Here is a 24553-nt window from a genome sequence, read left to right as displayed (position 1 = left end):
TTCTTCAACTCCTCCACCGGTTACGGCACACTCGGCTACGGCCTGCCCGCCGCCTTCGGCGCAAAACTCGGCGCACCCGACCGTCCCTCCGTCTGCCTGATCGGCGATGGCGGCCTGCAATTCTCCGTGCAGGAACTGGCGAGCGCCGTCGAAGCGGGTATCGCCACCGCCGTCGTCATCTGGAACAACACCAGCTACGGCGAGATCAAGGCCTTCATGGCCGAACGCGACATCCCGCAGATCGGCGTCGATATCTTCACCCCGGACTTCGTCGGCCTCGCCAAGGCACTCGGCTGCGAAGCCTCGCGCCCGGCCTCGCTCGGCGAGCTGGAAAGCGAACTCAAGGCGTCGGCCACCCGCAACGTGCCCACCGTCATCGAAATCCTGGCCGGCTCCCAGCTCGCCAAAACCCTGGCCGCGTGAGGCGACAATGCGAAACCAGCTCTTCATCGACGGCCAATGGCAGGAACCTGCAGAGCCCGGCCGAATCCCGGTCTTCGATCCCTATCGCGGCACCGCTTACCATGAGGTCTCGGCCGGTGGGCCGGCGGATGTCGAAAAGGCTGTGGCGGCGGCGAAAGCCGCCTTCCCAGCCTGGCGCGATGCCGGCGGCCGCGAACGCGCCCGCTACCTCGCCGCCATCGCTGAAAAGCTTCAAGACCGCGCCGAGGAACTGGCGCGCCTCTCTTCGCGCAACAACGGCAAGCCGCTCGGTGAGGCACGTATCGACATGGCCGATGCGGCCGCCTGCTTCGCCTATTATGCCGAACAGGCCATCGCCCTGCAGGACCGGCAGGATGCGGATGTCGCCTTGCCTGACGATGGCTTTCACGCCCGGCTGCGGCAGGAGCCGGCAGGCGTCGCGAGCCTCATCGTGCCATGGAATTTTCCGCTGGTAACGACGTCTTGGAAGGTCGCTCCCGCACTTGCCGCTGGCTGCACGGTAGTGTTGAAGCCATCCGAAATCACGCCCATTGTGGAGCTGGAACTGGGCGCTATCGCCGAAGAAATCGGCCTGCCGCCCGGTGTGCTGAACATCATTACCGGCACCGGCGAGCGCGTCGGCGCGCCGATGACGACGCATCCGGATGTCGCAAAAATCTCCTTCACCGGCTCGAACGCCGTCGGCGCGCGCGTCATGGCGGCGGGCGCCCCGGGCGTCAAATCGGTGAGCCTGGAACTCGGCGGCAAGTCGCCCATCGTCGTTTTCGCGAATGCGGATTTCGACGAGGCGGTGGAATGCGTGCTCGGCGGCATCTTCTTCAATGCCGGCCAGATGTGCTCCGCGACTTCTCGCCTTCTGGTGGAAAAATCAATTGCGCCAAAGCTAATAGACGCCATAATCGCGGGAAGCCAGGCGCTGAAGCCCGGTGATCCCTTGGATGAGGGGACGCAAATCGGCCCGATCACCATGAAGGCGCAGCATGACAAGGTGCTGGCCTATATCGAGCGCGGCAAGGCCGAGGGCTTGAGCCTGCTCGCCGGCGGCGGCAAGCCCGCCGGCCTGGACGGCTGGTTCATCGAGCCGACGATCTTCGGCGATGTGCCCACGACCAGCACTCTCTGGCGCGAGGAGATTTTCGGGCCGGTGCTCTGCATCCGCACCTTCGAAACGGAAGAAGAGGCCGTTGCGCTCGCCAACGACTGCGATTTCGGCCTCGTCGCAACCATCGTCAGCGGCGACGACGCGCAGGCGAACCGCGTGGCCAATGCCATTGAGGCCGGTCATGTCTGGATCAACAGCCCGCAGGCGATTTTCGTTCAGACGTCCTGGGGCGGCTTCAAGGCGAGCGGCATTGGGCGCGAGCTCGGGCCGTGGGGCATGGCCTCCTACCTTGAGGTGAAGCACGTCACGTCACGCCTGAAACGATAACCCAAACGACGGACCGGGGGGCATGTCGAAAAAGAAGAAAGAGCGGAAGAACGAGAAGAAGCGCGACAAGCGCAAGAAGCACTCGAAGAAAAATGAGGGGTACATCATGGAAACCATTCGCAACGTGGCCGACCTGCGCGTCGTCATGCACCGCAACGAGCGCCCGATCTATTTCATCTCCGCGACGAACTTCAACCTGATCGGCATCGACGAATGGGTGCGGAACTTCAAGTTCGTCAGCTATATCGACTGCTTCGACGGTCGCCACCCGAACGTCTTCGTCCCCTCCGAAATCCCCCATGCCGAATTCGAGAGCATCGAGGACATCAACAACTATCTGCTGCAGCACAAGGAAGTGATCGACTACATTACAAAGCGCGGCGGCCGCGCGGTTGCAACATTCCTGATGTTCGACGAGCAGACCGAGGAGATCTGCGAGGAACTCGGCATCGAGATCTGGTTCCCAAAGGCAAAGCTGCGCCAGCGCTGCGACAACAAGATGGAAACCGTGCGCATCGGCAACAAGGCCGATGTGCCCTCCGTGCCAAACACATTGGCGCCAGCCCGCACCTATGAGGAACTGCTGTCATCGGCGAAAAAGGCCGGCATCGGCAACGACCTCGTGGTGCAGACCGCCTTCGGCGACAGCGGCCACACCACCTTCTTCATCGCCAGTGAAGAGGACTACAACCGCCACGCCGCGGAGATTTCCGCGGAGGACGAAGTGAAGATCATGAAGCGCATCAGGTGCCGCGGCGCGACGATGGAGGCCTGCACGACCGGCTCCGGCACGCTCGTCGGCCCGCTTCTGACCGAAGTCGTCGGCCAGCCGGCGCTGACGCCCTACAAGGGCGGCTGGTGCGGCAACGAGATCTTTCCGGGCGCGTTTTCGGAAAAGATCCGTGCCAAGGCGCGCGACATGGCCTACCGCTTCGGCAACCAGCTGCGCGAAGAGGGCTATCGCGGCTATTTCGACCTCGACTTCCTGATCGACGTCGAGGACAACGAGGTCTATCTCGGCGAATTGAACCCGCGCATCTGCGGCGCCAGTTCGATGACCAACCACGCCGCCTTCGCCTATGCCGATGCGCCGCTCTTCCTGTTCCACCTGATGGAATTCTCCGGCATCGAGTACAAGATCGACGTCGAGGAGTTGAACAACCGTTGGGCGCGAAAAGAGTTCATCGATTCCTGGTCGCAGGTGGTGATCAAGTCGACCGAAGACCTCGTTGACATCGTCACCCACGCGCCGGCGACCGGCATCTATCGCATGGCGCCGGATGGCAGCGTGTCCTATGACCGCTTCGACTATCACCGCCAGGCGATCGAGAGCGAGCAGGAGGCCTTCTTCCTGCGCATCACTGGCCCCGGTGATTACCGCTACGAGGGCGCCGATCTCGGCATACTCATCACGCGCGGGCGGGTGATGGACGACGAATTCGAGCTGAACGAGCGCGCCAGCAACTGGATCAAGGGCATCAAGCGCCTATATCTCAGCAAGCCGCTGACGGAAATCCAGCGCGATGAAGCGCCGGAAGCCGGCTCGTTCAAGATCCTGTAGGACACCATGGACCTCCAGTTCGAAGCCATCGACGAAGACATGCCCGGCCCGAAATGGCGCCGGGTGTTCGATCGTCACTGGCATGCCTATAGCCGCTGGTTCGTGCGCGATGGGGTTCGCTCGCGCCCGACCTACTTCATGAGCCTCAAGGCGTTGCGCAAGCACATGCCGGAACTGCTGCCGACTTACGAGGCCATCGTGGCTACGGCCGGCGGCGGGGATCTGGAAGCGCGCTTCCTCTCCATGTGGTGTCCGCCCTTCTATGTCGGCGGCTGCTCGCAGGCGATCCTGACTGGCGCGGAACCCGCGCTGATCCGCAATTACGACTATAGCCCGCGCCTTCTTGAAGGCACCTGGCTCGCCTCCCGGTTCAACGGCAGGCGTGTGCTGGCCGTAGTCGATTGTCTCTGGGGCGTGCTCGACGGCATCAACGAAGACGGGCTTTCGGTCTCGCTCTCCTTTGGTGGGCGCACCGCCGCGGGGCAGGGGTTCGGCATTCCGGTCGTGCTGCGCTACGTGCTGGAATTCGCGAGCACCACGGCGGAGGCCGTCGCCATGCTCCAGCGCATTCCCGTACACATGTCCTATTCGATCGCCGTCATCGACCGGCAGGGCAATCACGCGACCGTCTATGTCAATCCGGATCGCCCGGCCGAGGTGGTGGAACGGCGCGTCAGCACCAACCACCAGCACGGCGTCGAATGGGCGCGCCATGCCGAGACCACCAAGTCGGTCGAGCGCGAGGCGGCGGTGGAGAAGTCGCTGGCCGGGTCGGCGGGGGTCGAGCGCGTTCTTTCCGGATTTCTTCGCCCGCCGGTTTACCAGACATCCTATGGACGCGGCTACGGCACGCTCTACACAGCTGTCTACCGGCCGCTCGATGCCTCGGTCGAGCTCGTCTGGCCGGGCTCGGTCTGGCGGCAATCCTGCGCCGAATTCCAGGACGAGGTGCGCATCATCCGCTTCAACGACGGGGATTCCGGCGGCTTCGCGCCGACATTCAAGCAGGGTGCCGTGAGCAGTTAAAAACAAAAGGCTGGCCGTTTCGCAAGCGGAAAGCGGAACTGCGCCAGGGTGAGGGGAGTGTCATGAAAGTAGTCGTTCTGGGGGCCGGCGTCGTCGGCACGGCGGCGGCGTGGTATGTGTCGAAGGACGGCCACGACGTGACGGTGCTGGAGCGCCACGAGGACGTGGCGCGCGGCACCAGCCAGAGCAATGCGGGCCTCGTCTCGCCCGGCGATTCCACCGCCTGGGCTTCGCCGACGGCACTCACCACGTTTATGAAATCGCTGTTCCGCTCCGATCTCGGCATCAAGGTGCGGTTCAGCCTCGATCCGCAGTTCCTTTCCTGGTGCCTGCGCTTCCTCATGCAGTGCACACAATCGCGCGCCAACGCCAATACCGAGGTGAAGCTCCGCCTCGCATTTTATGCGCGTCAATGCATCAATGCGATCCAGGAAGAGACCGGCATATCCTATGATGACCGGCGCAAGGGCATCCTCTATTTCTACCGCTCGCAGCAGAGCATGGATGCCGGTGTAAAACACATGCAGTACATCGCCGACCGGGGGCTCGCTATCGAAGTGGTGGACCGCGAGCGGCTGGCGGTGCTGGAGCCGGGTCTTGCCGCCGTCAAACACCAGCTTGCCGGCGGCGTCTACTCCTCGATGGACCAGACGGGGGATTCCTCGCTTTTCACCCGCAGCCTCGCCGAACAGGCGCGCGTGCGCCACGGTGTTGATTTCCGTTTCGGCACGACGGTTACCGGCCTCGATGTCCAGGGCGGACGCGTCAGGGCCGTGCTGACGGACAAGGGGCCGGTCGCCTGCGATGCCGTGGTGCTGTCGCTTGGCCCGGAAAGCGCGCTGCTGGCGCGCAAGATCGGCATCGACGTGCCGGTCTATCCCGTGAAGGGCTATACCGCGACCCTGCCGATCGATGCGGACAAGGGGCCGACCATGGGCGGCGTCGACGAGGACCGGTTGATCGCCTATTCGCGTCTCGGCGATCGCCTGCGCCTTGCCTCCACCGCCGAATTCGCCGGCTACGACCGCAGCTTCAAGCCCGCCGACTTCGCGAACATGTTCCGCACCGCGCACGACCTTTTCCCCGGGGCGATCGACGAAACGAAAGCCGTGCTCTGGTCGGGCCTGCGCCCGATGATGCCGGGCTCGGTGCCGGTGCACGGGCAGGCGCGCTACGAAAATCTCTTCCTCGATACCGGCCACGGTCATGTCGGCTGGACGATGGCCTGCGGCTCGGGGAAACTCGTCGCCGATCTCGTTTCGGGCCGAAAGCCGGAGATCGACACCGCGGGCCTGCTTTATAGGAACTGATGCATGTCCGACCCGCAAATCTCCATCGACCTCGCCCGCATCGAGCACAATGCCCGCACCGTTGTGGACCTCTGCCGCCAGTCCGGCATTACGCCGTTCGGCGTGACGAAGGGCACCTGCGGCATGCCGCAGGTGGCGCGCGCCATGCTGCGCGGCGGTGTGGCGGGCATTGCGGAATCCCGTTTCGAGAATATCCGCCGCCTGCGCGATGCCGGCATCGACTGCCCGATCATGCTGCTTCGCAGCCCGCCGCTGACGCGCGTCGAGGAACTGGTGCGCACCGTCGACATCAGCCTGCAATCCGAACTGCAATTGATACGGGAGATCTCGCGCATCGCCGAGCGGCTCGGCCGCGTGCACGACGTCATTCTGATGATCGACCTCGGGGATTTGCGCGAAGGAATCTGGCCGAACGACCTTATTCCCACCGTCGAGGCGGTGATGGACCTGCCAGGTGTGCGTATCGCCGGCGTCGGCACGAACCTCACCTGTTTTGGCGCCATCATACCGACACAGGAAAACCTGACGCAGCTCGTCGCGCACGCCTACAAGGTGGAGAGCATCACAGGTCGCCCGCTCGACTGGGTTTCCGGCGGCAATTCCTCATCGCTCCCGCTGCTGCTGGCCGGTGGCATGCCGAACGGTGTGAACAACCTGCGCATCGGCGAGGCGATCCTGCAGGGCGGGCGCGATACGTTCCTGACCGACCCCTGGGAGGCGCTCGACCGCGACGCCTTCGAACTGACGGGCGAGTTGCTCGAGGTGAAGACAAAACCCTCCATGCCGATCGGGCAGTCCGGCATCGACGCTTTCGGCAAGGTGCCGATCTTCGTCGACGAGGGCGACCGGTTGCGTGGCATCGCCAATATCGGCCGCGAGGACGTAATCGCCGAGGGGCTGATGCCGACCCGTCCCGGGGTTAGAGTGCTGGGCGCATCAAGCGACCATTTGGTGCTCGACCTCACCGAGGCCGATCCGCCCTTGGCTGTGGGCGAAAATGTCAGCTTCCGCATGAACTACGGCGCGCTGCTGACAGTCATGACCTCCGAATATGTGGAGAAGGTTCCTATGCGGGATGTGTACGAGACGAGCGAGGCGAGGACCTATGCGATCGAAACGGACGCCATTGGCGGCGCGCTCGTCGTCGTGCAGAACATTGCCGAGCGCATCGACCATCTTGGTTTCGAGCGGAGCGCGGATGAAAACGCGCTGACGCTCTCTATCTGTGCCCGCAGGCGTGATGTCATCCGTTTTGTGGAGGAAGCCGGCCGCCGGCACGATGGCCTGGGCATGATCTGGATCGATTCCGACGCGGCGATGATGCCGGACGGGGACATTGATGCGCCACCGGCGGAAAACGCCGTGCTGCGCCGCATGCTGGATCGCCTGCCGCCACACATAGCACCGGAAAACATCGTGCTGATCGGTCTTCGCAACGCGGCGCCGGAAGAGGCTGCGGCGTTGAAGGCCTCCCGCATGCGCGTCTTCACCATGGCAGAGATCGACGCGGTTGGGCTGCGCCAGGCGATGCGCGAGGCGATTGCGATCGCGTCTGCCGGCACGCGCGGCTTCCACCTCTGCTATTCGCCAACGGCGACCGACATGTCCGGCTGGAGCGGCGGCATCGGCGGCATCACGGTGCGCGAAACCCATTCGGCAATGGAAATGGCGGCGCTCAGCGGCAAGTTGCGCTCGCTCAGCGTTTCGGGCATTGATGCCGCGCTGCCATCGCCGATCGGCGCGGAATGCGCCAACTTCATCCTGTCGGCCTTCGGCAAAACCATTCTCTGATCACAACCATGGGAGTTTTTTGATGATCAAGCGTATCAAGCCCGGCAAGCGCTTCTGCCAAGCCGTCGTCGTCAACGGCATCGTCACCACCGCCGGCGTCACCGGTGATGGTGCAGATACCGTCGCGCAGACCCGCGATATCCTGGCTACGATCGACAGCCTGCTGACTGAGGCCGGCACCTCCAAGGCCAAGCTCATCAGCGCCAACATCTGGCTGCGCGACATCGCCCATTTCAGCCAGATGAACGAAGTCTGGGACCAGTGGGTCGATCCGAACAACCTGCCGGTCCGCGCCACGGTGGAAGCCCGCCTTGCCGCCCCGGAACTGCTGGTCGAAATCCAGGTGACGGCGCTCGTCTGAGCATCTTGAACGAACCACACAAAGCCGGTTCAGCATTAGCTGGACCGGCTTTGTCGTTCACAGTGTTAGAATTCCGTTCAGGCACGGCTGGTTAGAAGCGGATCTTCACCATTCCCTTGAACACCCGGCCCCATCCGTTGAAGCCCGGCATGACTTCGAAATCCTCGTCCAGCAAATTGTAGGCACTCGCTTCGAAAGCGATGTTCTTGTCAAACGGCTCCCAGGTCAGTTCGGCGTCCAATGTCCAATAGTCATCCAGTTTGCGAGGGGTGACGTCGCCATAGCGTTCGCCGACATAGTTGGCGGCCAACGTCGCTTTCAGATTGGCGTCGCTCACATAGGTAACCGCGACTTGTCCCGTGTGGCGAGGCAGAAAGGGCAAGGCCCGGCCGAAAGCAGGGCTTGTCTGATCCTTCACCTCGGAAAATGCCAATGCATAGGTTGCCGAAAGGCCGAAGCCATGAGGCAGCGCGAGATTGGCGGTAACGGCGACGCGATCGGCTTCCGCCCTGCTGAAGCTATAGCTTGATAGGAGCAATGCGTCGTTCACTGTCAGGTCGTGAAAGGTCTGGTGCTGGTAGTCGACCGTCGTGAAGAAACGATCCGTCCATTCGGCATCCCATTTGAGGGCCAATGTGTCCGAATAACCATCGGACCCTACGCTGAAATCATTGGCCTGCAATCCGACGATCCCGATGGGAGCAAGCGTCGGTGTCGTCATATCCGACGTTTGGCGAATGTAGCCTGCTCGCAGCCAGTGTCCCTCGGCAGGTATCCAGGCAAACCCCGCGCGTGGCTCGAGATGCTCGGCGTCACTTTCGCTGCCCCCGAGAACGGTTCCAAACAGGCCGTATTCAGCCTTCAGATCCGGCGTAATGTCATGCAACAGGTCGACATAGGCTTTGCTGAAGTAGCTTTCATCCCGGGTGGACGCGCTGACCGCCGGGACGTCGGAAGCTTCGACCCGGATATCGAACGAATTGTTCAGAACGCCGCCTTCCACGCCATAACGCCAAGTGAGATTGTCGCTCTCGACGACATGATTGACCGCAGCGACGTAGCTCTTCTGCCCGAACAGCGTTGTGCCATCTTGAAAAAATGGCGGAATTTCCTCTCGCATTCTTCGCTCAAAATCGAGCGAGGAAAAGAGCAGAGCTGTATTCACCACATTGCGATAGTCTACCGTATGGCTCCAGCCGAGACCGGCCGTGGTGAAAGTGGTGTCCACCCCGTAAAGACGGCCGGGGAAAAAGAGATTGATGTAGGGCGTATTGAACTCGAAACCGGACGTGCTGTGGTTGGCGTAGGCGACCAGCCGATCATCCGGCGTAAGGGTGGAGGTCAGATAACCATTCAGCCCCATGATCTTCTGTTCGTTTTCGCTGTTGCGGGTAAGAATGCCGCTGTCGAGAACCGTGCGCGTTCTATCCGGCGAATCCGCGTACTGCAGATTCAGATAGCCGCTGAATGGCACCGGCTCGTTCGAATAGCTTTGAAGCTCCAGCTCCCCGACCCACCCTTCTGTACCCGGGTTGAGGGTCGTGCCGATACCGATCGATCCCTCGAAGAATGGCCGACGCAGAAGATTGGCGGAACGAGACCGGCTGGAAATCATATGTGGGTCGAACAACAGGCCCTGGAAGAACGACGAAAATGACTTGCTGTTCGGATTGTCGGTGATGACGTTTTCACCGAAGAGAAATGAACTTGTCAGTGGGTCTGTGCCACCGCGAATCGATTGGTCGACGTAGGAGCTGCCTTCAAAGGGATCGAAAACCACATCACCGTAGTACTGTCCCCACGCGTTCAGTCCTTGCAGGCGAAATGCGTTGTTCAGGGTGGAGCCGGCATTCTGATTGGCGTCGAGCGCGGCAAAATGGCCGCCCTGTGCACGGGAGCGGCGAAGGAACTCCTGGGCGTTCTCGATCGCTCCTTCAGCATCATAGTCGTCAATCGCGATCGCGGTGCGCATGGACGAAATGACCGGGTCGTTCTTGTCGAGCCGGTCGGCATTGTCGAGCGCCTGGTCGGCCGGTTCCCGGGCGCCGCTTTCGTAGTATGCGGCCGCCAACAGGAGCTGGGATTGCGAGTGCCCCGGATTGGCGGTGGAGGCTGCGAGCATATCGTCCACGCCCTTTTTCAGGTCGCCGGTCTGCAGATAATAGCGGCCGCGGGCAAGCAGGGCGAAGCTGAAGGCAGGGTCGGCGGCAATCGCCAGATCGATTTCGCGCTTGGCTTCCTTCATACGGCTTTGATCGAGGTAGAAAATCGCAAGGTTGGCGTGCCCGATGGGACTTTCCGGATCGAGTTCCATCCCCCGTATCAATGCCGCTTCCGCTGCGCGCGTGGCGCCGCGCGCGTCTTGCAGAAGGCCCAGATCGTTCCACATCGCGGAGGAGCCCGGAACAAGCTCTGTTGCGCGTGTCAGATCCGCGAGGCCTCCTTCTAGATTACCTTCGAAATCGACGAGAAGCCGTGCACGGGCAGCCAAGGCAAGCGGATCATCGGGATCGAGGGAGAGCGCGCGATCGACCGCTTCGCGCATCTGCTTGCGGTCGTTTATGAGCTGGGCGAGAAGAGCACGTATTGCCGGAAGCGACGATTCGTCAGGAAAGCGCGCTTCCGCGTCGCGCATAACGGCGATCGCTGCGGGAATGTCTTCGAGGAAGCCAACAGTGTAGGCTTTCATAACGGCAGAATAGGGGTCCCGAACCTCTCCCGGCGGCGTCAATACAAGCTCGGGGTTCGCCAGCGAGCGTGCGTAATACTCACCATAGGCGGCGATGCCGCGGCGGACGGGATCCAGCCCGGATTTCGCCTCTGCGAAAAGACGCGCAGCGTCAGCGTAGCGCGTCTCTGCGCCGGCCAGCAATGCCTCCGTCATGGCGGCACGCGCCTTGCCGGAACGTGTCAGGCGCCCCTTCCTGGCCTCGGCGAGTGCGACGCGTGCCGCGTCCCGCCCGGTGAGGCTCAAGCTTGTCTCAGCAAGAACCAGCCAGTCGTCTGCACTGCGCGCGTCGGCAGGAATAGCCGAGACCCGTGCCTGCTCCTCGCGCATGCTATTGAGCGGCAACGGCGTTGCCGGCATGATGGTGAAGCCGTCCCGCAGGGTCAGGTAGAAAAGCATCTGCTCGCGGTCGTCCGGCGTGACGATGACGAACTTTTGTGGCGCCCGTCCGACAGACGCGACGGCAGCCTCGCCCTGGGAGACTTCCACGCTGCCAAGTTCGTTCTTCAGCTCGACCTGGCCTTCGAGCACGACCAGCGAGGTCTGGTCGCCCTTGACGGTCAGTGTCCAGTCCGTGCCGCGGATTGCCGCCGTTGCTGCCGGGGTTTCCACCGCAAGCCCCTGGCCGCCGCGTTGGGCGCGGGCCCACATCGTGCCGGACTGGAGGTTCAGCGTGGTGTCGCCGCCCGGCGCCATCTGCTTGACCTGTAGCGCGGAATTACGGCCGAGCCGGATCTGGGTGCGGTCTGCGAAAAGAATGGCGAGCTGGCCGACCGCATTGGTGCGCAGCACATCCCCGCCCAGAAGGTTCTGGTAGCGCACCACGTTCTGCCAGTTCGAAAAATCGACGAAGCGGACTTCCTCGCCCATCTTCTGTTCGATCACCGAACCGGCCACCGAACCGCCACGATCCACAGGGTCGGCCATCGCACTGTCAGGCGACAGGCCGACGAGGCTTGTCGCCGCCGCCAGATGCAACACGCTCGCCAGAAGCGGCTTCATTCCGCTTCGATATCGATGCAAATCCCGTCCGTGCAACCCAACTCCCCCACCAGGATGCGAAAGATCGCGTCATCCGACTCGGGTACGACGAGGCCTCACAAACTGCCGATGCTTATGCAAGGGCGGAAAGCAGCATGTCGATAACAACGGATGCAAGTTGAACGCGAACGTGGCGTACAGATACTGCCTTTTCATTTTGTGGGCAATCTTCGATTTATGTTCGAAATGCTTTCAGATTCGCGGGTTATCGAACGGCGGTGGATAAAATGGAAGGGCCGGGGCTTCATGCCCCGGCCCTTCCATTTGTCTCAAGCGGCAACCATCGTGTAGATCTTTCGGGTCTGCTCGTGGATCGTCCATTCGCCGCGCCAGCCGCGCGGCAGCACGAACATTTCGCCCGCGCCGATCTCCTTGGCCGTTCCGTCGCTGTTGTGCAGCGTCACGCGGCCGACGAGCAGGTGGCAGATCTCGGCATTGTCGCTACGGTCGGCGGTAAAGCGGCCGGGCGTGCATTCCCACACGCCGGTTTCCATCTTGCCATCGGGGCTCGTCCAGAGGGCGACGGCCGCCTCCTCCTGATTGCCCTCAAGCGAGGTCGGTTTCGACGCGAAGGCGCCGAGATCGAGGCTCAAGAGGTCGCCGAAATTTTCAAAACTGATCATCATATGTCCTGTCTTAAAGTACGTGTTTCAATGGCCGGTAATGCTGTCGGCGAGTGCCGCCAGCTTCGATGTGTGCGGCTGGCCGGCGAATTCGCGGTCATCCGCCATGCGGTAAAGCTGGTACATGGAGTGCACGCCGAGCCAGCGGAACGGTTCCGGCTCCCATTTGCGGACCGTGCGGTTCACCCAGGGCAGGCCGGTCAGTTCCGTCTCGCGGTTGAGCACGAGATCAGCAAGCGTGCGGCCGGCGAGGTTCGAGCTGGAGACGCCGAGGCCGACATAGCCGCCGGCCCAGCCGATGCCGGTCGAGCGATCGAAACCGGCCGTCGTGCACCAGTCGCGCGGCACGCCGAGCACACCGCACCAGGCGTGGTCGATCTTCAGCGATTTCGTCTGCGGGAGAAGCCGTGTCAGGATGCCGTGCAGCGCGTCGATGGTTGCCTGCTGTGTCTGGCCGTTGACGTCGGTCTTCGAGCCGAAGCGATAGGGTACGCCGCGCCCGCCCATGGTGATGCGGCCCTCACGGGTGCGCTGGGCGTAACAATAGGCGTGCGCCGCGTCGCCGAGCAGTTCATGGCCTTCCCAGCCGATCTGCTTCCAGAGCGCATCCGGCACGGGTTCGGTGACGATCTGGGCGCTGTTCAGCGCCAGCCATGTCCGCTCGTAGCCCGGCAGGCCTGCGGAAAAGCCTTCCGTCGCGCGGATGATGTAAGGCGCGCGCACCGTGCCGCGGTCAGTTTCAACACGGCCTTTCTCGAACGAGGTGACGCTCGTTCCCTCAAAGATCGACACGCCAAGGCTTTCGACGACGCGTGCAAGACCGCGCACCAGCTTGGCCGGCTGCACGCGGGCCATGCCGCGGTAGATGATGGCGCCGCGGAGGTCGGCGATGTTGATGTGCTTTGCGGCCTCGTCAGCCGACAGAAGCTGCACACGTTCCGGCGGCATCTGCCAGTCGAGATCAAACTGGTAGCCCTCGCGCACACGTTCAAGCTGGGCAGCGTTGGTGGCGGCGATGATCTTGTCGACGCGAATGAGATCGGCGTCGATGCCCTCGGCCTTGGTGACGCGCTCGACCTCGTCGACGGTTCCGGCCATGGCGTTCTGCATGTCGACGACGGCGCCGCGGCTGGAGGTTTTTGCGTATTTCTCACGCGACCAGCTGAAGCCGCCGGAGAGCCAGCCGCCATTGCGGCCCGACGCGCCGAAGCCGGCGAATTCCCGCTCGAGGACCACGATATTAAGCGCCGGATTGGCCTTCTTCAGATAGTAGGCGGTCCAAAGGCCGGTATAGCCGGCGCCGATGATGCAGACATCGGCCTCGCGATCGCCGGGAAGCGGAGCCCGCTTCTGCGGGATACCGCCGATATCGGCGTACCAGAAGGAGATGTTGCCGTTCGTCTTGACGTCCATTGATAGTGCTTTCGGGTTCAGGTCAGCGTCACGTCGGCGCTGGCGTCGTCGGGAAGAAGAATAAGGTCGGCGGGCATGAAGGTGATGTCCACGCTGTCGCCGATGGCGAAATCACTTGCACCGAGCGGGCTGCGCACCACGGCGATCGTGCCGTCGTTCAGCCGGATCTCGTATTTGGAGCCGGATCCGAGATAGATCGCCTCCGCGACCGTGCCGGACAGGCGGTTTTCGCCGGTGACGACATCAGTGCCGGCGCGTTTCAGCGCCACGCGCTCCGGGCGCAGGAGCATGACTGGCCGGGCGTCGCCCGCAAGGCGGCTGTGCGCCACGACCCTGTCGCTGCCGATAGCCATGATCGTGTTGTTGCCGGAGACTTCGCTTGCGCCCCGCAGCACGGTGGATTCGCCGATGAAGCGGCCAACGAACAGCGTTGCCGGATTATCGTAGAGTTCACGTCCCGTACCGATCTGCTCGATGCGGCCGCCATTGAAGACGGCGATGCGGTCGGACAACACCAGCGCCTCTTCCTGGTCGTGGGTGACGTAGACGAAGGTCGTTCCGAGTTCGCGGTGGATGCGCTTGATCTCGAGCTGGAGCCATTCGCGCAACTTCTTGTCGAGTGCGCCGAGCGGCTCGTCCATCAGGAGCAGGGGCGGACCGAAGACCAGCGCGCGGGCGAGCGCCACGCGCTGCTGCTGGCCGCCGGAAAGCTCGTTCGGATAGCGGTGGGCGAAATCCGCCATCTTCACCATGTCGAGCGCGCGTTTGACCCGGCGTTCGCGGTCCTCGCCCTTAATACCGCGCAGCGCCAGAGGGTAGGCAACATTCTTGCCGACCGTCATGTGCGGGAAGAGCGCGTAGTGCTGGAAGACCACACCGATGTTACGCTTGTGCGAGGGTAGGCCGGTCACGCTCTTGCCGCCGATTTCCAGCGTGCCGGAACTGATGTCGGTGAAGCCGGCGATCAGGTTAAGCGTCGTCGTCTTGCCGGAACCGGAGGGGCCGAGCAGCGTCATGAACTCGCCGGGGCGGATGTGCAGGTCGATGTCGTTGAGGGCCACGAAAGCGCCGTAACGCTTCGAGGCCTTGCGGATTTCGATCGCAGCACCAGCGGATCGTTGGGGTGCATTCATGGTCATGTCCTTCCACGGCGCGTACCGACGAGCAGGCCGGCAATGATGATGAGCGACGTTGCGATGAAGAGCAGCGTGCCGACGGCAGCAACGGTCGGGTCGGCGTCGCGGGTGATCGACGAATAGATCTGCACCGGCAGGGTCTTCAGGTAAGGGCTGGTGATGAACAGCGCGACGATGATCTCATCGAACGAAGTGATGAAGGCGAAGAGCGCGCCGGAGAGGATGCCCGGCAGGATCAGCGGCAGCGTCACGGTGCGAAACACCGTCAGCCGGCCGGCACCGAGGCTCGAGGCCGCCGTTTCCAACCGGCGATCGAAGACTTCGAGACTGGCCTGCACCGCGATCAGGACAAAAGGAATGGCGAGCATCGTATGCGCCAGCACGAAACCTGTGACGGTACCGACGAGATGAGCGTCGAGATAGACGGCATAGATGCCGATCGCCAGAACCACGCCGGGCACGACCATCGGCGTGATCAGCAGGGCGCGCAGCAGCCCGCCGGTGCGTGCCGCAGCGCGGGTCACGCCGAAGGCGGCGAGGGTGCCGACGACGGTTGCGACGACTGCAACGATGAGAGCGATGAACAGCGAGTTGGTGAAACTCGTCGTCCAGTCCGGATTGGTGAAGAAGTTGCCGTACCATTGCCAGCTAAAGCCGACCGGCGGGAAGGCCAGCGACTTGTTGCCGTTGAACGACATTGGGATCACGACCAGCGTCGGCGCCAGCAACAGCGCGGCGACGAGCAGGCAGAAGAGACCGAGGAGAACGCGCGGGAAAGAGGGCATCGGCTCAGGCCTCCCTGCGCGAGCTGGTGTGCTTCTGACGCATCAGCGGGGCGGCGATGGCGAGCAGCACGAAGGTTGCGACCAGCAGAACGACACCCATGGCGCCACCACGGCCCCAGTTGAGCAGGCTCAGCACCTGGTTCTGCACGAGCGAGGACAGCATGGTGCTGCGCGGGCCGCCCAGCAGTGCCGGCGTGATGTAGAAGCCGAGCGACAGGATGAAGACGATGATGACGCCGGCATAGACGCCGGGTAGCGACAGCGGCATGTAGATCTGCACGAAGGCGCGCCAGGGCTTTGCGCCGAGGCTGCGGGCGGCCTGCAACAGGCGGGTATCTATGCCCTTCATCACGGAATAGATCGGCAGGATCATGAAGGGCAACAGCACCTGCGTCATGCCGATGATGACGCCGGGCAGCGTACGGATCAGCTTGACGGGCGACAGGCCGAGGCTGCGCAGGAAGGAATTGATGACGCCGGAATCCTGCAGAAGGATGACCCAGGCCAGCGTGCGCACGACACCGCTCAGCCAGAAGGGCACGAGCACGCAAAGGATCAACACCAGCCGGACATTCTTGCCGACGATGGTCATGGCGTAGGCGTAAGGATAGGCGCAGATGAGCGAAACCAGCGTCACCCAGGCGGCGACCACAAAGGTCCGTTGCAGCACCGTCCTGTTCACCGCGGACTGGAAGAACCAGACGTAGTTGTCGATGCCGGGCGCTGGATCGGTGAAGCTGCGGACGACGACGATCGCCAGCGGATAGGCCAGCGCAATCACGAGCACCAGAACGGCGGGCGCTGCAAGCCAGACCGCGCCGCGGGGGCGAAATCGTGAAAGGAAGCTGGGCTGTTCAGCGCTGGCGACTAGGTCGGGCGTGGCGGTCATGGAGATCTCCCGTTATTGAAGCAAGTCCGGCCGGAGCCGGACTTGCGAGGGATCAAGGGCTTAGTTTCCGGAGAGAAGCGCGTTCCACTTCTCGGCGGCGAGATCAAAGTTCTTCACCCAGAACGGGATGTTCTGCTGATAGCTCTGACCGATACGCTCGGGCGTGCTGGTGAGGAATGCGGCGGTGACGTCATCCACCTTCGGCTTGGAGTCGAGGTTGATCGGCGTGTAGGAGGTCTTTTCGGTCAGGATCTCCTGCGAGCGTGCGCCGAGATAGGCGTTGAGCAGGGCGTAGGCCGCATCGGTATCCTTGACGCCGACCGGAATGGTCATCTGGTCCATGACGACCAGCCAGTCCTGCCAGACCGGCGTATACTGGGCACCGTTCTTCACAGCGGTCATCGCACGGCCGGTCCACATCATGACCATGTCGGCCTCGCCGGATTCGGCGAGCTGCTGCGATTCAGCGCCGGTCTTCCAATAGATCGTGTCCGGGCCGAGATCGCGCAGCTTCTGGATGCCCTTCTCGATGTCATCGGCCGTCATCGCCTTCGGATCGCCGCCGGTTGCCTTGAAGGCCTGCTCTATCAGGCCGCCGGTCGGATCGCCGCTGCCGTCGATGGCGCGGCTGCCGGGGAACTTCTCCGTGTCGAAGAAATCGACCCAGTTCTTCGGCGGATTGTCCTTGTAGGTCTCGTTCTTGTACATCAGCACGACGCCGTAGTTCATCGCCGGAACCGAGCACTCGCCGACCTGGTTCGGCGGGATCTTCGACACGTCGAGCTTGGAGAAATCGAGCTTCTGGAACAGCGTGCCACAATGGACGTAGGGCGGCAGGTCGGCGGTATCGACGACATCCCAGGTGACGTTGCCGGCATCGACCTGCGCCTTCAGCTTGGCGATTTCCGTCGGGCCGTCATTGAGCAGCGTCACGCCGGATTTCGTGACGAAATCCTGAAGGGCGGCTACCTGGCCGTCCTGGTAGATGCCGCCATAGGAGACGAAGGTCAGCGTCTTGCCCTTGAGCGAGCCTTCCTTCACTTCGCCGGCGACCGGCTTTTCCTGTGCAAACGCCGGCAACGCCAGGGCGCACGTCATCGTTAGGGCGAAAGCCCTCGCAAAATTCTTCATCGTCATTACTCCCAGTAGCGCTCGCGTGCGTTGTTCCTGCTGCGGTTACGAGCCCGGCCGTGGCAGGTATTTATCGAGGTCATCCGCGACGCTGGTGGGCGGCGCGATCATCCAGAGGACTTCAGCGGTTTCCGTGCCGATATTTTCGGTCTTGTGCGGAACCGAGCTTGGATATTCGATGCTGTCGCCGGCCGACAGCACATGGCGTTCCTCGCCGAGGGTGAGCTCTACCTTACCCTGCAGGACGAAGAAGAGTTCATGCGAATCCCCATGGCTGTAAGGCTTGTCGCCCGTCGAGCCACCGGGATCGAATTCACCGATATAGACTTCCATGTCGCGGATCGGACGCCGCGACAGAAGCATCTTGCGATAGCCTTCGGCCGGAGGCAGGGCAGGGCGCTCATGCTTGCGCAGGACGCGGCCAACGGGCGGAGACCCGTCGTCGAAAAGGTCGGTGAGGCTGATGCCGAGTGCGCCGGCAATGCGCATCAGCGTGCTGATGTTGACGCCGCTGAGACCCCGTTCGAGCTGGCTGAGGAAGCTCGCGGTCGTGCCGGTAGCGTCTCCCAGCGTGCGCAGCGACATGCGTCGGGCGGTGCGGAAAGCCTTGACCTTCTCACCGACAACAGCCTGATTCTTCGCAGCAACAGCGATATCGTCCATGGCCTCACCTCTCACTTAACACTGTATTAAGTGGATTGGCGCTTGGCAACAGCGAATTTCACCATTGGCTGTTTTATGCGGAACGGCGCGCGAAATTCATGTCTGCCCATGGAGGGCGTGCGCCATGATTTGCATTGTCTCGCTGGCTGGAAACGCTAGGACAGAATACGAAAAATATGGATAATACAAATTATTGACGAGAACACTGCATAGATCACTTTAGCCTTGCAGCCTAGTTTTCCCCGTCATCACGATGCCGGTGCAGTTCGAGATGAATTTGCCCGCTTTCCTGCAGGGCAGAAAGCAAGTGCCCCGGAAGGCCGCCGGTTGACGCTGCGTCACCAGATCGTGCGGTCTCTGCATCCTTGACATGGTCGGACGCTTCCCGGGCAATGGCCAGAGCGGCGGCGGCGGCGAGAAAGGCGTTGGTGCGATGATGTTCGGCGAGCCCGATCTGGGCGGCATCGATCGCGCGTCCGGCCTCGGCGATCATCGCATCCGCCGCTGCAAGCCGTGCCGAAAGCAGGCCGACAGTAAACGGTGCGGCATCCGGCCGATCGAGCATGCGCACAAGCACGCGACGCCCCGCACCGAGATATCGTGACGCTTCGAGAAGCAGTTCGAGGTCGTGAGGGACGGAGCGCTGTACGCCCTCGCCAGCGGGATGCAGCAGGGTATCGCCGTCGACCACGACATCCTTGAAAAGCACATGTTCAGCCGGTTGCGGATTCCCGTTTGCCGGCTCGCAGGTGTTGGCGGCATAGCGCAGGCCCGATACACGAACCGAAAGCAGGAGGCCGGCCGTCTTGCCGCCGCCGGGCCGCGCCGGCACCAGCACCCAATCAGCGTGCCGCGTACAGGGGGTACAAAATGCCTCGCCGTTCAAGCGCCAGCCAAGGCCATGCGGAACCAGCGTCAAGGCATCTGTCGGCGCCTCCTTGCGCTGTACTGAGGCGCCCGCAAGCCGCGCGCCGGCAAGCGCTGCGGAGAAAACCGTGTTGTGCTGTCCCTCCGTACCCAAACTTCGAACACGCTCCAGACCGACGAAATGAGCGGCGAGAATTTCACCGAGCGTTGCCGATTGCGCCGCCGCTTCGGTACAGATGGTGGCGAGGATTGTGTTGGAGACATCGATGCCGCCATGATCGGTCGGCACGGAAACGCCGAGCAGGCCGGAGCGTGAGAGAAGGTCAAGCCGCGCTTCCGCCGTTTCCGGAGCATGTCCCGAACCGCCGAAAACACCCGCGATCGTGCGTGCCACCGCAATCGCTTCGTCCTCCGTGCTGATGACGGCTGCGGTTCGAATGGGTCGGTCAAGCGGCGATGAAATCGTACCCATGTCGTCTGCTCCTTGCTGAAGGTGGTTTCAGGGCGCATAGGCTGAGACAGGCAAAAAGATCACATTCTATAGAGACTGTATAGATTGTTTCCGCGTTTTCGCCTCTAAAGTGGTGGGCACTTTCCATGCCAACAATCCGCTGGGTTGTGAAAACATGAAGGTTTTCAATGCACTCAGGAAGATCATGAGTCCCCGCGCCTGCACCGCAAAGAAATGCGCCCGTGAGACCATCGTGCCCACATCCGCGATTGCAAATCCCGGCGGCACTGAGTGTTCGCGGCATTCGCGCCGGCACTCTACCATCCCACAGGTACCATACAAGGCGCTTGCCTGCGCGGCGAGGGAACTCGCTTGATGGTGTGGGCGTTTGTTTGGCGCATTGAGAAAAATTAAAATCCATATATTTGGTATATAATGGCGCCACCCTTACCAAGCGGATCCTCGGGGGAGGAATTTGAATGACCATCAGAACGCCGGCAAGGCAGGCGGATGTCGCCGTCATCGGATCGGGCTTCTCGGCCGTTGCCCTGTCGCTCAATCTCGTCGACGTGTTGCCCGCAACTGCGAGGGTCTGTCTCGTCGGCCTGGCGAGCAAACGAGGAAGAGGCGTCGCCTATTCAGCTAAAGCGGACTGCCTCGTCTTGAACGTACCCGCCGGCCGCATGAGCCTTTTTGCCGACCGGCCGAACCATTTCGTCGACTGGTTGGCCGAGAACGGAAAATCCGGGGCAGGGGGCGAATTCGTGCCCCGGCAATTCTATGGTCGCTATCTCGGCGACAACCTCGAGGCCGCCTTGAAGCGCACCGCAAATCGCGCTGCGCTGACCCTTGTCGACGCGGAGGCCTGTAGCGCCGAAGCCATGCAAAGCGGCGGCCTCATGTTTCAGCTTTCGGACGAAACGCAGCTTGTCACGGATTTTGCAGCCCTTTGCACGGGTGCGGGCACTGCGCGCCTGCCGCTTCGCGCAGACGAAATAACCGCCGACATCCAGCCCTTCATCGTGCACGATCCCTCGTCGGAAGACTGGCTCGAACGCCTGCCCAGCGAGGGCGATGTCCTGCTCGTCGGAACCGGGCTGACAATGGTCGATCAATGCCTGCTGCTCAAGCGGCAGGGCTTTCGCGGCACGATTCACGCCGTCTCGCGTCATGCTTTGCTGCCGCAAGCGCACCTCGCCCACCGCGCCGATCCCATGCCGCCGGCGCTTACCCCCGGCCAGGGCGAGGTTAGTGAAATGCTCGCGATCCTGCGGGTAGAGGCAGACCTGGCGGCGGACTGGCGGGCCGTCATGGATGGTCTGCGCTTGACTACTCAGGAGATATGGGGTCGCTGGAGTCCCGCGCAGCAAGGTCGCTTTCTACGCCATGCCGCGACCTTCTGGAATGTCCACCGCCATCGCATGGCACCCACCGCTGCTGCGGAAATCGAGGCGCTCCGCCGGTCCGGACAACTCCGTTGCTACAAAGGACGGCTGGAAGCTTTGCGATGGACGGGCAGGCGGGTCGAGGCGCAGATCAAGACATCTGACGGATTGGCCATATCTGCGGACCTGGTTGTCAATTGCACCGGTTTCGACCGATGTACGGTGAAGGCCTCTCCGCTTCTGACAAACCTCGCCGACCGGGGCCTTGTTCGGCCCCATTCTACCGGTCTTGGCATCGACGTCGATGAAAGCTCGGCGGTTTTCACCGGCGGTGGCAACAACAAAACCCGCCTTTATGCTATCGGCCCGCTAACCGCCGGACGTCACTGGGAGATCACCGCCGTGCCCGATATCCGCGTTCAGGCGCGCTCGGTTGCCGAAAATATCGGCGCGCGGATTTCCGCCGGATGAGGGGCTCGCCGCGTGTTGTTTCCTCACGCATGAGCGAGGCACCATGATCTCGCAAAAATCGAAGTATGCCCTTCGAGCGCTGCTTGCGCTCGCCCGGCTGCCGCCTGAAACCTCCCTGCCAATCTCGGTGATCGCCAGCCGCGAAAGCATCCCGAAGAAGTTTCTCGAGCAAATCCTGCTGGAGCTCAAGCGGGCCGGTTTTGTCGCCAGCCGCAGAGGTCAGTTGGGCGGATATCTGCTGGTGAAACGCCACGACGAAATCACGTTCGGTGACGTTCTCCGTACGACAGGAGGCCCCTTGGTGCCGGCTACCTGCCTGGCGAATGGCGGAAATTGTGCAGGCTGCCAGGGTGAAAGGCCGTGCGCCGTTCGGCGTGTCTTTACGCGGATCGCCTTCGTATACGACGAAATTCTCGACAACACGACGCTTGCCGACGCTCTGGATGCCCCATCCGAAGGACTGTTTGACGGGTGGGTTGCTGCCAGCGACCCGATCAATAATAAAAATACATAAAAAAGGTAGAATTTAGAGAAAACAGCGATATGATACGATCAGACGTCTCGTTCCAGTGCGCAAGGAAGGGGTATTGCATGTTCGTCGAAAGGATCGCACCGCAAGAAAGCTCTCAGCCGATGACGCAAATTGCGGTGATCGGGGCAGGGCTGTCCGGCCTTGCCACGACAATCGCCCTCATGAAGCGTTTTCATCAGCCTTTCGAAGCCTGGCTCATCGATGCGCAGGATGCCCCGGGCGCCTTCGGCAATGGCCCGGCAGGCAGGGCCTTGACCACCGAGCCAGCACGCGACCTGTCGGTCGTCCCCGATCGACCCGACGACTTTGCCGAATGGCTGAAAGGCAACCTTCTGGCGGACGGTGCCATTGCCTCGCTGCGCGGTCCGCAGGACCTGCATGTTCCGCGCGCACTATTCCGGGATTATGTGATGGCCCGCTTCAGCGAGGCCCTGAGCCTTCGCAAGGACATTCGTATCCGCACCTTCCGGGGCGACGTGCGCGATATCGTCTCTCAAAACGACCGCGTCCACCTCCGCTTCAAGGAAGGGGAAACGGTCGCGTTCGACCATGTTTTCATTGCCACCGGCTTTGGGACAACGCATAGCGAAACCGATTCGTGGCGTGCAGCTTATGCAGCTGCCGATCGGTTCTCCCAGCACGAGGATCCGCCGGCGCTGACACTCCTCGGCAACGGCCCGCGCTTTGCGGCGATCTTGCTAGACTTGCGGGCAAGCGGCTATGCCGGGCCGGTTCAAGTCGCAGCATCACCCGGCCGCCTGCCGCAACCCTATGGTCGCGGCCACGACAGGGCGAGTTTTGGTCCCCCGCCGGTCAGCCGATCGCTCCGGGATGCGTTCCATTACATCCGCCGGGAGTGTCGTAGCGCGGAGGGCCGGGAAATGGGCCAATGGCAATCGGTGGTCGACGCCGCCTCCCTTCGTCTTTCCGCCGTCTGGCGCAACCTTCCGCAGAAGGAGCGGAACCACTACCGCCGGCATCTTCTGCACCTGCATCGACATTTTTCCGTCCGCATCGCACGCGACATTCACCGCCGCCTCGTTGCGGAACTCGAAACCGGCCGCACGCAATTCGTTTCATTGCCAGTCCCGGAAAGACGAGACGAAAACACGATAGATTGTCGTGAGACGCCGTCGGCTTCGGCACTCGCCCGGCTTCTTGGTGTGGACCTCGGCGCGCTGAGCGCCAATGACTGCGGTGGCCTCCTTGTTGAGGGCAAGCCCTTGCACAGCCTGTCAGTGGTCGGCACTGCCGCCTCCAGCCTCCGCCCAGGTCCGTTCGTTTTCGCCGAAACCGTGCGGCAGGCCTACCGGGCCGTCCTCGATATGCAACGACACACTTTCGTCCTGGCGTCGCGGTCTTGAAAGGCGCGCAGGATGTGTTTCCGTCCGACCTGTGGAGCCGGTCAACGCCATCGGGCAAAGCGCCTCATCTAGTTCCATAAGATAGATTACGCGACTTATCGATGAAGCGGGGTGGGTTCAAGGATGAAGTGCGACATGCACTAACGATGTATTCGGAAACGCGGTCACTCAGCGATTCGAGGAACAATTGCAGGCGCGCGGCTCAAAGGCTCGGTGGCGCCATGAACTGGTAATACGCCCAGACGATCGCGATGACGACGACAACGGCGATCCAGATCAGTCCCTTTTTCGGCCCCGGTGCATCAGGTTTGTTTCCGTTGTCCTGTTGCGGCTTCCGGCGTTCGAATTTCAGAACATTGTTGTCGTTCAAGGCGTCCTCCGTCGCACTGCAAGTCATCAGAAGACTTACGCGATTTGGCTCGGACGGCAAGGGCTGACCGAGCGGATGGATCATCTTCAGCCCGTCTTTGCCAAAGCCGCAACCCGCGCGAAATGGCTGCGGCCAAGATAGCCGGTGCCGTCGCGGATATCGGCGGCGATCGCCACCTTCAGGGCTTCTGCATCCCGCTGGACGATGGCGGCGAGCGCCTCGGCGTGGCGATCGACCTGGTAGGTTTGCGAAAGGGTCTCGCCGGCCCGACGCATGAAGGGACCGAGACGCAGCCAGAGGGATTCGATGAGCGGCAGCATCACGGTGCCCGGCCTCGCCTCATAGAGGCAACGATGGAAATCGAAATTCGCCTCCACCAGTCGTCCGAAATTGCCGGCAGCCAGTGCCTGGTCGGCCTGCTGGTCGAAAGCCCGCATGCGGGCCAGCCGCCTGTCGTCGATGAAGGGCATGGCGCGTTCGGCGGCGCGGGTTTCGAGTGCCACGCGGGCTTCAAGCACCTCCTCGAAACTCTGTGGGTCGAGATCCGGAACACGAACGCGGCGATTGTCGAGCAGCTCCAGCGCCCCTTCCGAAACCAACCGGTGCAACGCCTCGCGCACCGGCATGGCGCTGACGCCAAGCGCCTCGGCCAAACCGTTGATTGTCACCGGATCGCCCGGCTCGAACTGACCCGTCATGATACCCCGCCGCAACACGCGGTAGACCCATTGCTTGGCGGATTCGGACGCTTCACGACTGGCTGCCACGAACATGCTGTACCC

Annotated in this window: 21 protein-coding genes; 10 read left to right on the top strand and 11 right to left on the bottom strand. The window is 62.3% G+C overall.

Annotated features, from left to right (window positions below):
* The 7 genes from ACT6VE_RS08930 to ACT6VE_RS08900 all read left to right on the top strand — a co-directional run.
* A partial coding sequence (locus ACT6VE_RS08930; RefSeq protein ID WP_444798250.1) for a thiamine pyrophosphate-dependent enzyme occupies positions 1 to 423 on the top strand: 423 nt, incomplete at its 5' end.
* 7 nt (positions 424 to 430) lie between these two features.
* Positions 431 to 1873: an aldehyde dehydrogenase family protein gene (locus tag ACT6VE_RS08925; protein WP_444798249.1), complete on the top strand. Its 1443-nt coding sequence runs from the start codon at positions 431 to 433 to the stop codon at positions 1871 to 1873.
* A 22-nt stretch (positions 1874 to 1895) separates the two neighbouring features.
* Complete coding sequence (locus ACT6VE_RS08920; protein WP_444798248.1) at positions 1896 to 3434, top strand: biotin carboxylase; 1539 nt, start codon at positions 1896 to 1898, stop codon at positions 3432 to 3434.
* A gap of 6 nt (positions 3435 to 3440) precedes the next feature.
* Positions 3441 to 4460 (top strand): C45 family autoproteolytic acyltransferase/hydolase, encoded by a 1020-nt coding sequence (locus ACT6VE_RS08915; protein ID WP_444798247.1) that lies wholly within the window; start codon positions 3441 to 3443, stop codon positions 4458 to 4460.
* A gap of 62 nt (positions 4461 to 4522) precedes the next feature.
* The gene (locus tag ACT6VE_RS08910) at positions 4523 to 5770 is read left to right on the top strand and encodes a D-amino acid dehydrogenase (RefSeq protein WP_444798246.1); all 1248 of its coding nucleotides are present in this window, start codon (positions 4523 to 4525) and stop codon (positions 5768 to 5770) included.
* Between the two features lie 3 nt (positions 5771 to 5773).
* Positions 5774 to 7561 carry an alanine racemase gene (locus ACT6VE_RS08905; RefSeq protein ID WP_444798245.1) on the top strand — a complete coding sequence of 596 codons (1788 nt, stop codon included), beginning with the start codon at positions 5774 to 5776 and terminating at the stop codon, positions 7559 to 7561.
* Between the two features lie 19 nt (positions 7562 to 7580).
* Entirely contained in the window at positions 7581 to 7922 is a 342-nt protein-coding gene (locus ACT6VE_RS08900; RefSeq protein ID WP_444798244.1) for a RidA family protein, read from the top strand.
* 91 nt (positions 7923 to 8013) lie between these two features.
* Here the strand turns inward: ACT6VE_RS08900 and ACT6VE_RS08895 are convergent, their stop codons facing one another.
* The 9 genes from ACT6VE_RS08895 to ACT6VE_RS08855 form a co-directional block, all read right to left on the bottom strand.
* Positions 8014 to 11652 carry a FecR domain-containing protein gene (locus ACT6VE_RS08895; RefSeq protein ID WP_444798243.1) on the bottom strand — a complete coding sequence of 1213 codons (3639 nt, stop codon included), beginning with the start codon at positions 11650 to 11652 and terminating at the stop codon, positions 8014 to 8016.
* A 308-nt stretch (positions 11653 to 11960) separates the two neighbouring features.
* Positions 11961 to 12314 carry a cupin domain-containing protein gene (locus tag ACT6VE_RS08890; protein WP_444798242.1) on the bottom strand — a complete coding sequence of 118 codons (354 nt, stop codon included), beginning with the start codon at positions 12312 to 12314 and terminating at the stop codon, positions 11961 to 11963.
* A 27-nt stretch (positions 12315 to 12341) separates the two neighbouring features.
* Positions 12342 to 13727 carry an NAD(P)/FAD-dependent oxidoreductase gene (locus ACT6VE_RS08885; protein ID WP_444798241.1) on the bottom strand — a complete coding sequence of 462 codons (1386 nt, stop codon included), beginning with the start codon at positions 13725 to 13727 and terminating at the stop codon, positions 12342 to 12344.
* Between the two features lie 17 nt (positions 13728 to 13744).
* A complete protein-coding gene (locus tag ACT6VE_RS08880) occupies positions 13745 to 14860 on the bottom strand; it encodes an ABC transporter ATP-binding protein (RefSeq protein WP_444798240.1) in 1116 nt (371 codons plus the stop codon).
* 2 nt (positions 14861 to 14862) lie between these two features.
* The gene (locus ACT6VE_RS08875) at positions 14863 to 15648 is read right to left on the bottom strand and encodes an ABC transporter permease (RefSeq protein WP_444798239.1); all 786 of its coding nucleotides are present in this window, start codon (positions 15646 to 15648) and stop codon (positions 14863 to 14865) included.
* Between the two features lie 4 nt (positions 15649 to 15652).
* Positions 15653 to 16537, bottom strand: a complete 885-nt coding sequence (locus ACT6VE_RS08870) for an ABC transporter permease (RefSeq protein WP_444798238.1) — start codon at positions 16535 to 16537, stop codon at positions 15653 to 15655.
* Between the two features lie 60 nt (positions 16538 to 16597).
* Complete coding sequence (locus ACT6VE_RS08865; protein ID WP_069063033.1) at positions 16598 to 17674, bottom strand: extracellular solute-binding protein; 1077 nt, start codon at positions 17672 to 17674, stop codon at positions 16598 to 16600.
* Positions 17675 to 17713: 39 nt separating this feature from the next.
* Entirely contained in the window at positions 17714 to 18331 is a 618-nt protein-coding gene (locus ACT6VE_RS08860; protein ID WP_069063034.1) for a helix-turn-helix domain-containing protein, read from the bottom strand.
* Positions 18332 to 18563: 232 nt separating this feature from the next.
* Positions 18564 to 19670, bottom strand: a complete 1107-nt coding sequence (locus ACT6VE_RS08855) for an acyl-CoA dehydrogenase family protein (RefSeq protein WP_444798237.1) — start codon at positions 19668 to 19670, stop codon at positions 18564 to 18566.
* Between the two features lie 458 nt (positions 19671 to 20128).
* Here ACT6VE_RS08855 and ACT6VE_RS08850 point away from each other — a divergent pair, with 458 nt between their 5' ends.
* From ACT6VE_RS08850 to ACT6VE_RS08840, 3 genes are all read left to right on the top strand, one after another.
* Positions 20129 to 21505, top strand: a complete 1377-nt coding sequence (locus ACT6VE_RS08850; RefSeq protein WP_444798236.1) for an FAD/NAD(P)-binding protein — start codon at positions 20129 to 20131, stop codon at positions 21503 to 21505.
* Positions 21506 to 21548: 43 nt separating this feature from the next.
* Complete coding sequence (locus tag ACT6VE_RS08845; RefSeq protein ID WP_444798235.1) at positions 21549 to 22019, top strand: RrF2 family transcriptional regulator; 471 nt, start codon at positions 21549 to 21551, stop codon at positions 22017 to 22019.
* A gap of 119 nt (positions 22020 to 22138) precedes the next feature.
* The gene (locus tag ACT6VE_RS08840) at positions 22139 to 23401 is read left to right on the top strand and encodes an FAD/NAD(P)-binding protein (RefSeq protein ID WP_444798234.1); all 1263 of its coding nucleotides are present in this window, start codon (positions 22139 to 22141) and stop codon (positions 23399 to 23401) included.
* Between the two features lie 202 nt (positions 23402 to 23603).
* On the opposite strand, the gene ACT6VE_RS08835 is transcribed toward ACT6VE_RS08840, so the two are convergent.
* Positions 23604 to 23771, bottom strand: a complete 168-nt coding sequence (locus ACT6VE_RS08835; RefSeq protein ID WP_444798233.1) for a hypothetical protein — start codon at positions 23769 to 23771, stop codon at positions 23604 to 23606.
* An 86-nt stretch (positions 23772 to 23857) separates the two neighbouring features.
* A complete protein-coding gene (locus ACT6VE_RS08830; RefSeq protein ID WP_444798232.1) occupies positions 23858 to 24544 on the bottom strand; it encodes a GntR family transcriptional regulator in 687 nt (228 codons plus the stop codon).
* Positions 24545 to 24553: the final 9 nt, after the last annotated feature.

The sequence above is a fragment of the Shinella sp. genome, from assembly GCF_052438155.1.
Taxonomy (GTDB): domain Bacteria; phylum Pseudomonadota; class Alphaproteobacteria; order Rhizobiales; family Rhizobiaceae; genus Shinella.
Note: the sequence above shows the minus strand (reverse complement) of the source record. Positions and strands in the feature narration are given on the sequence as shown.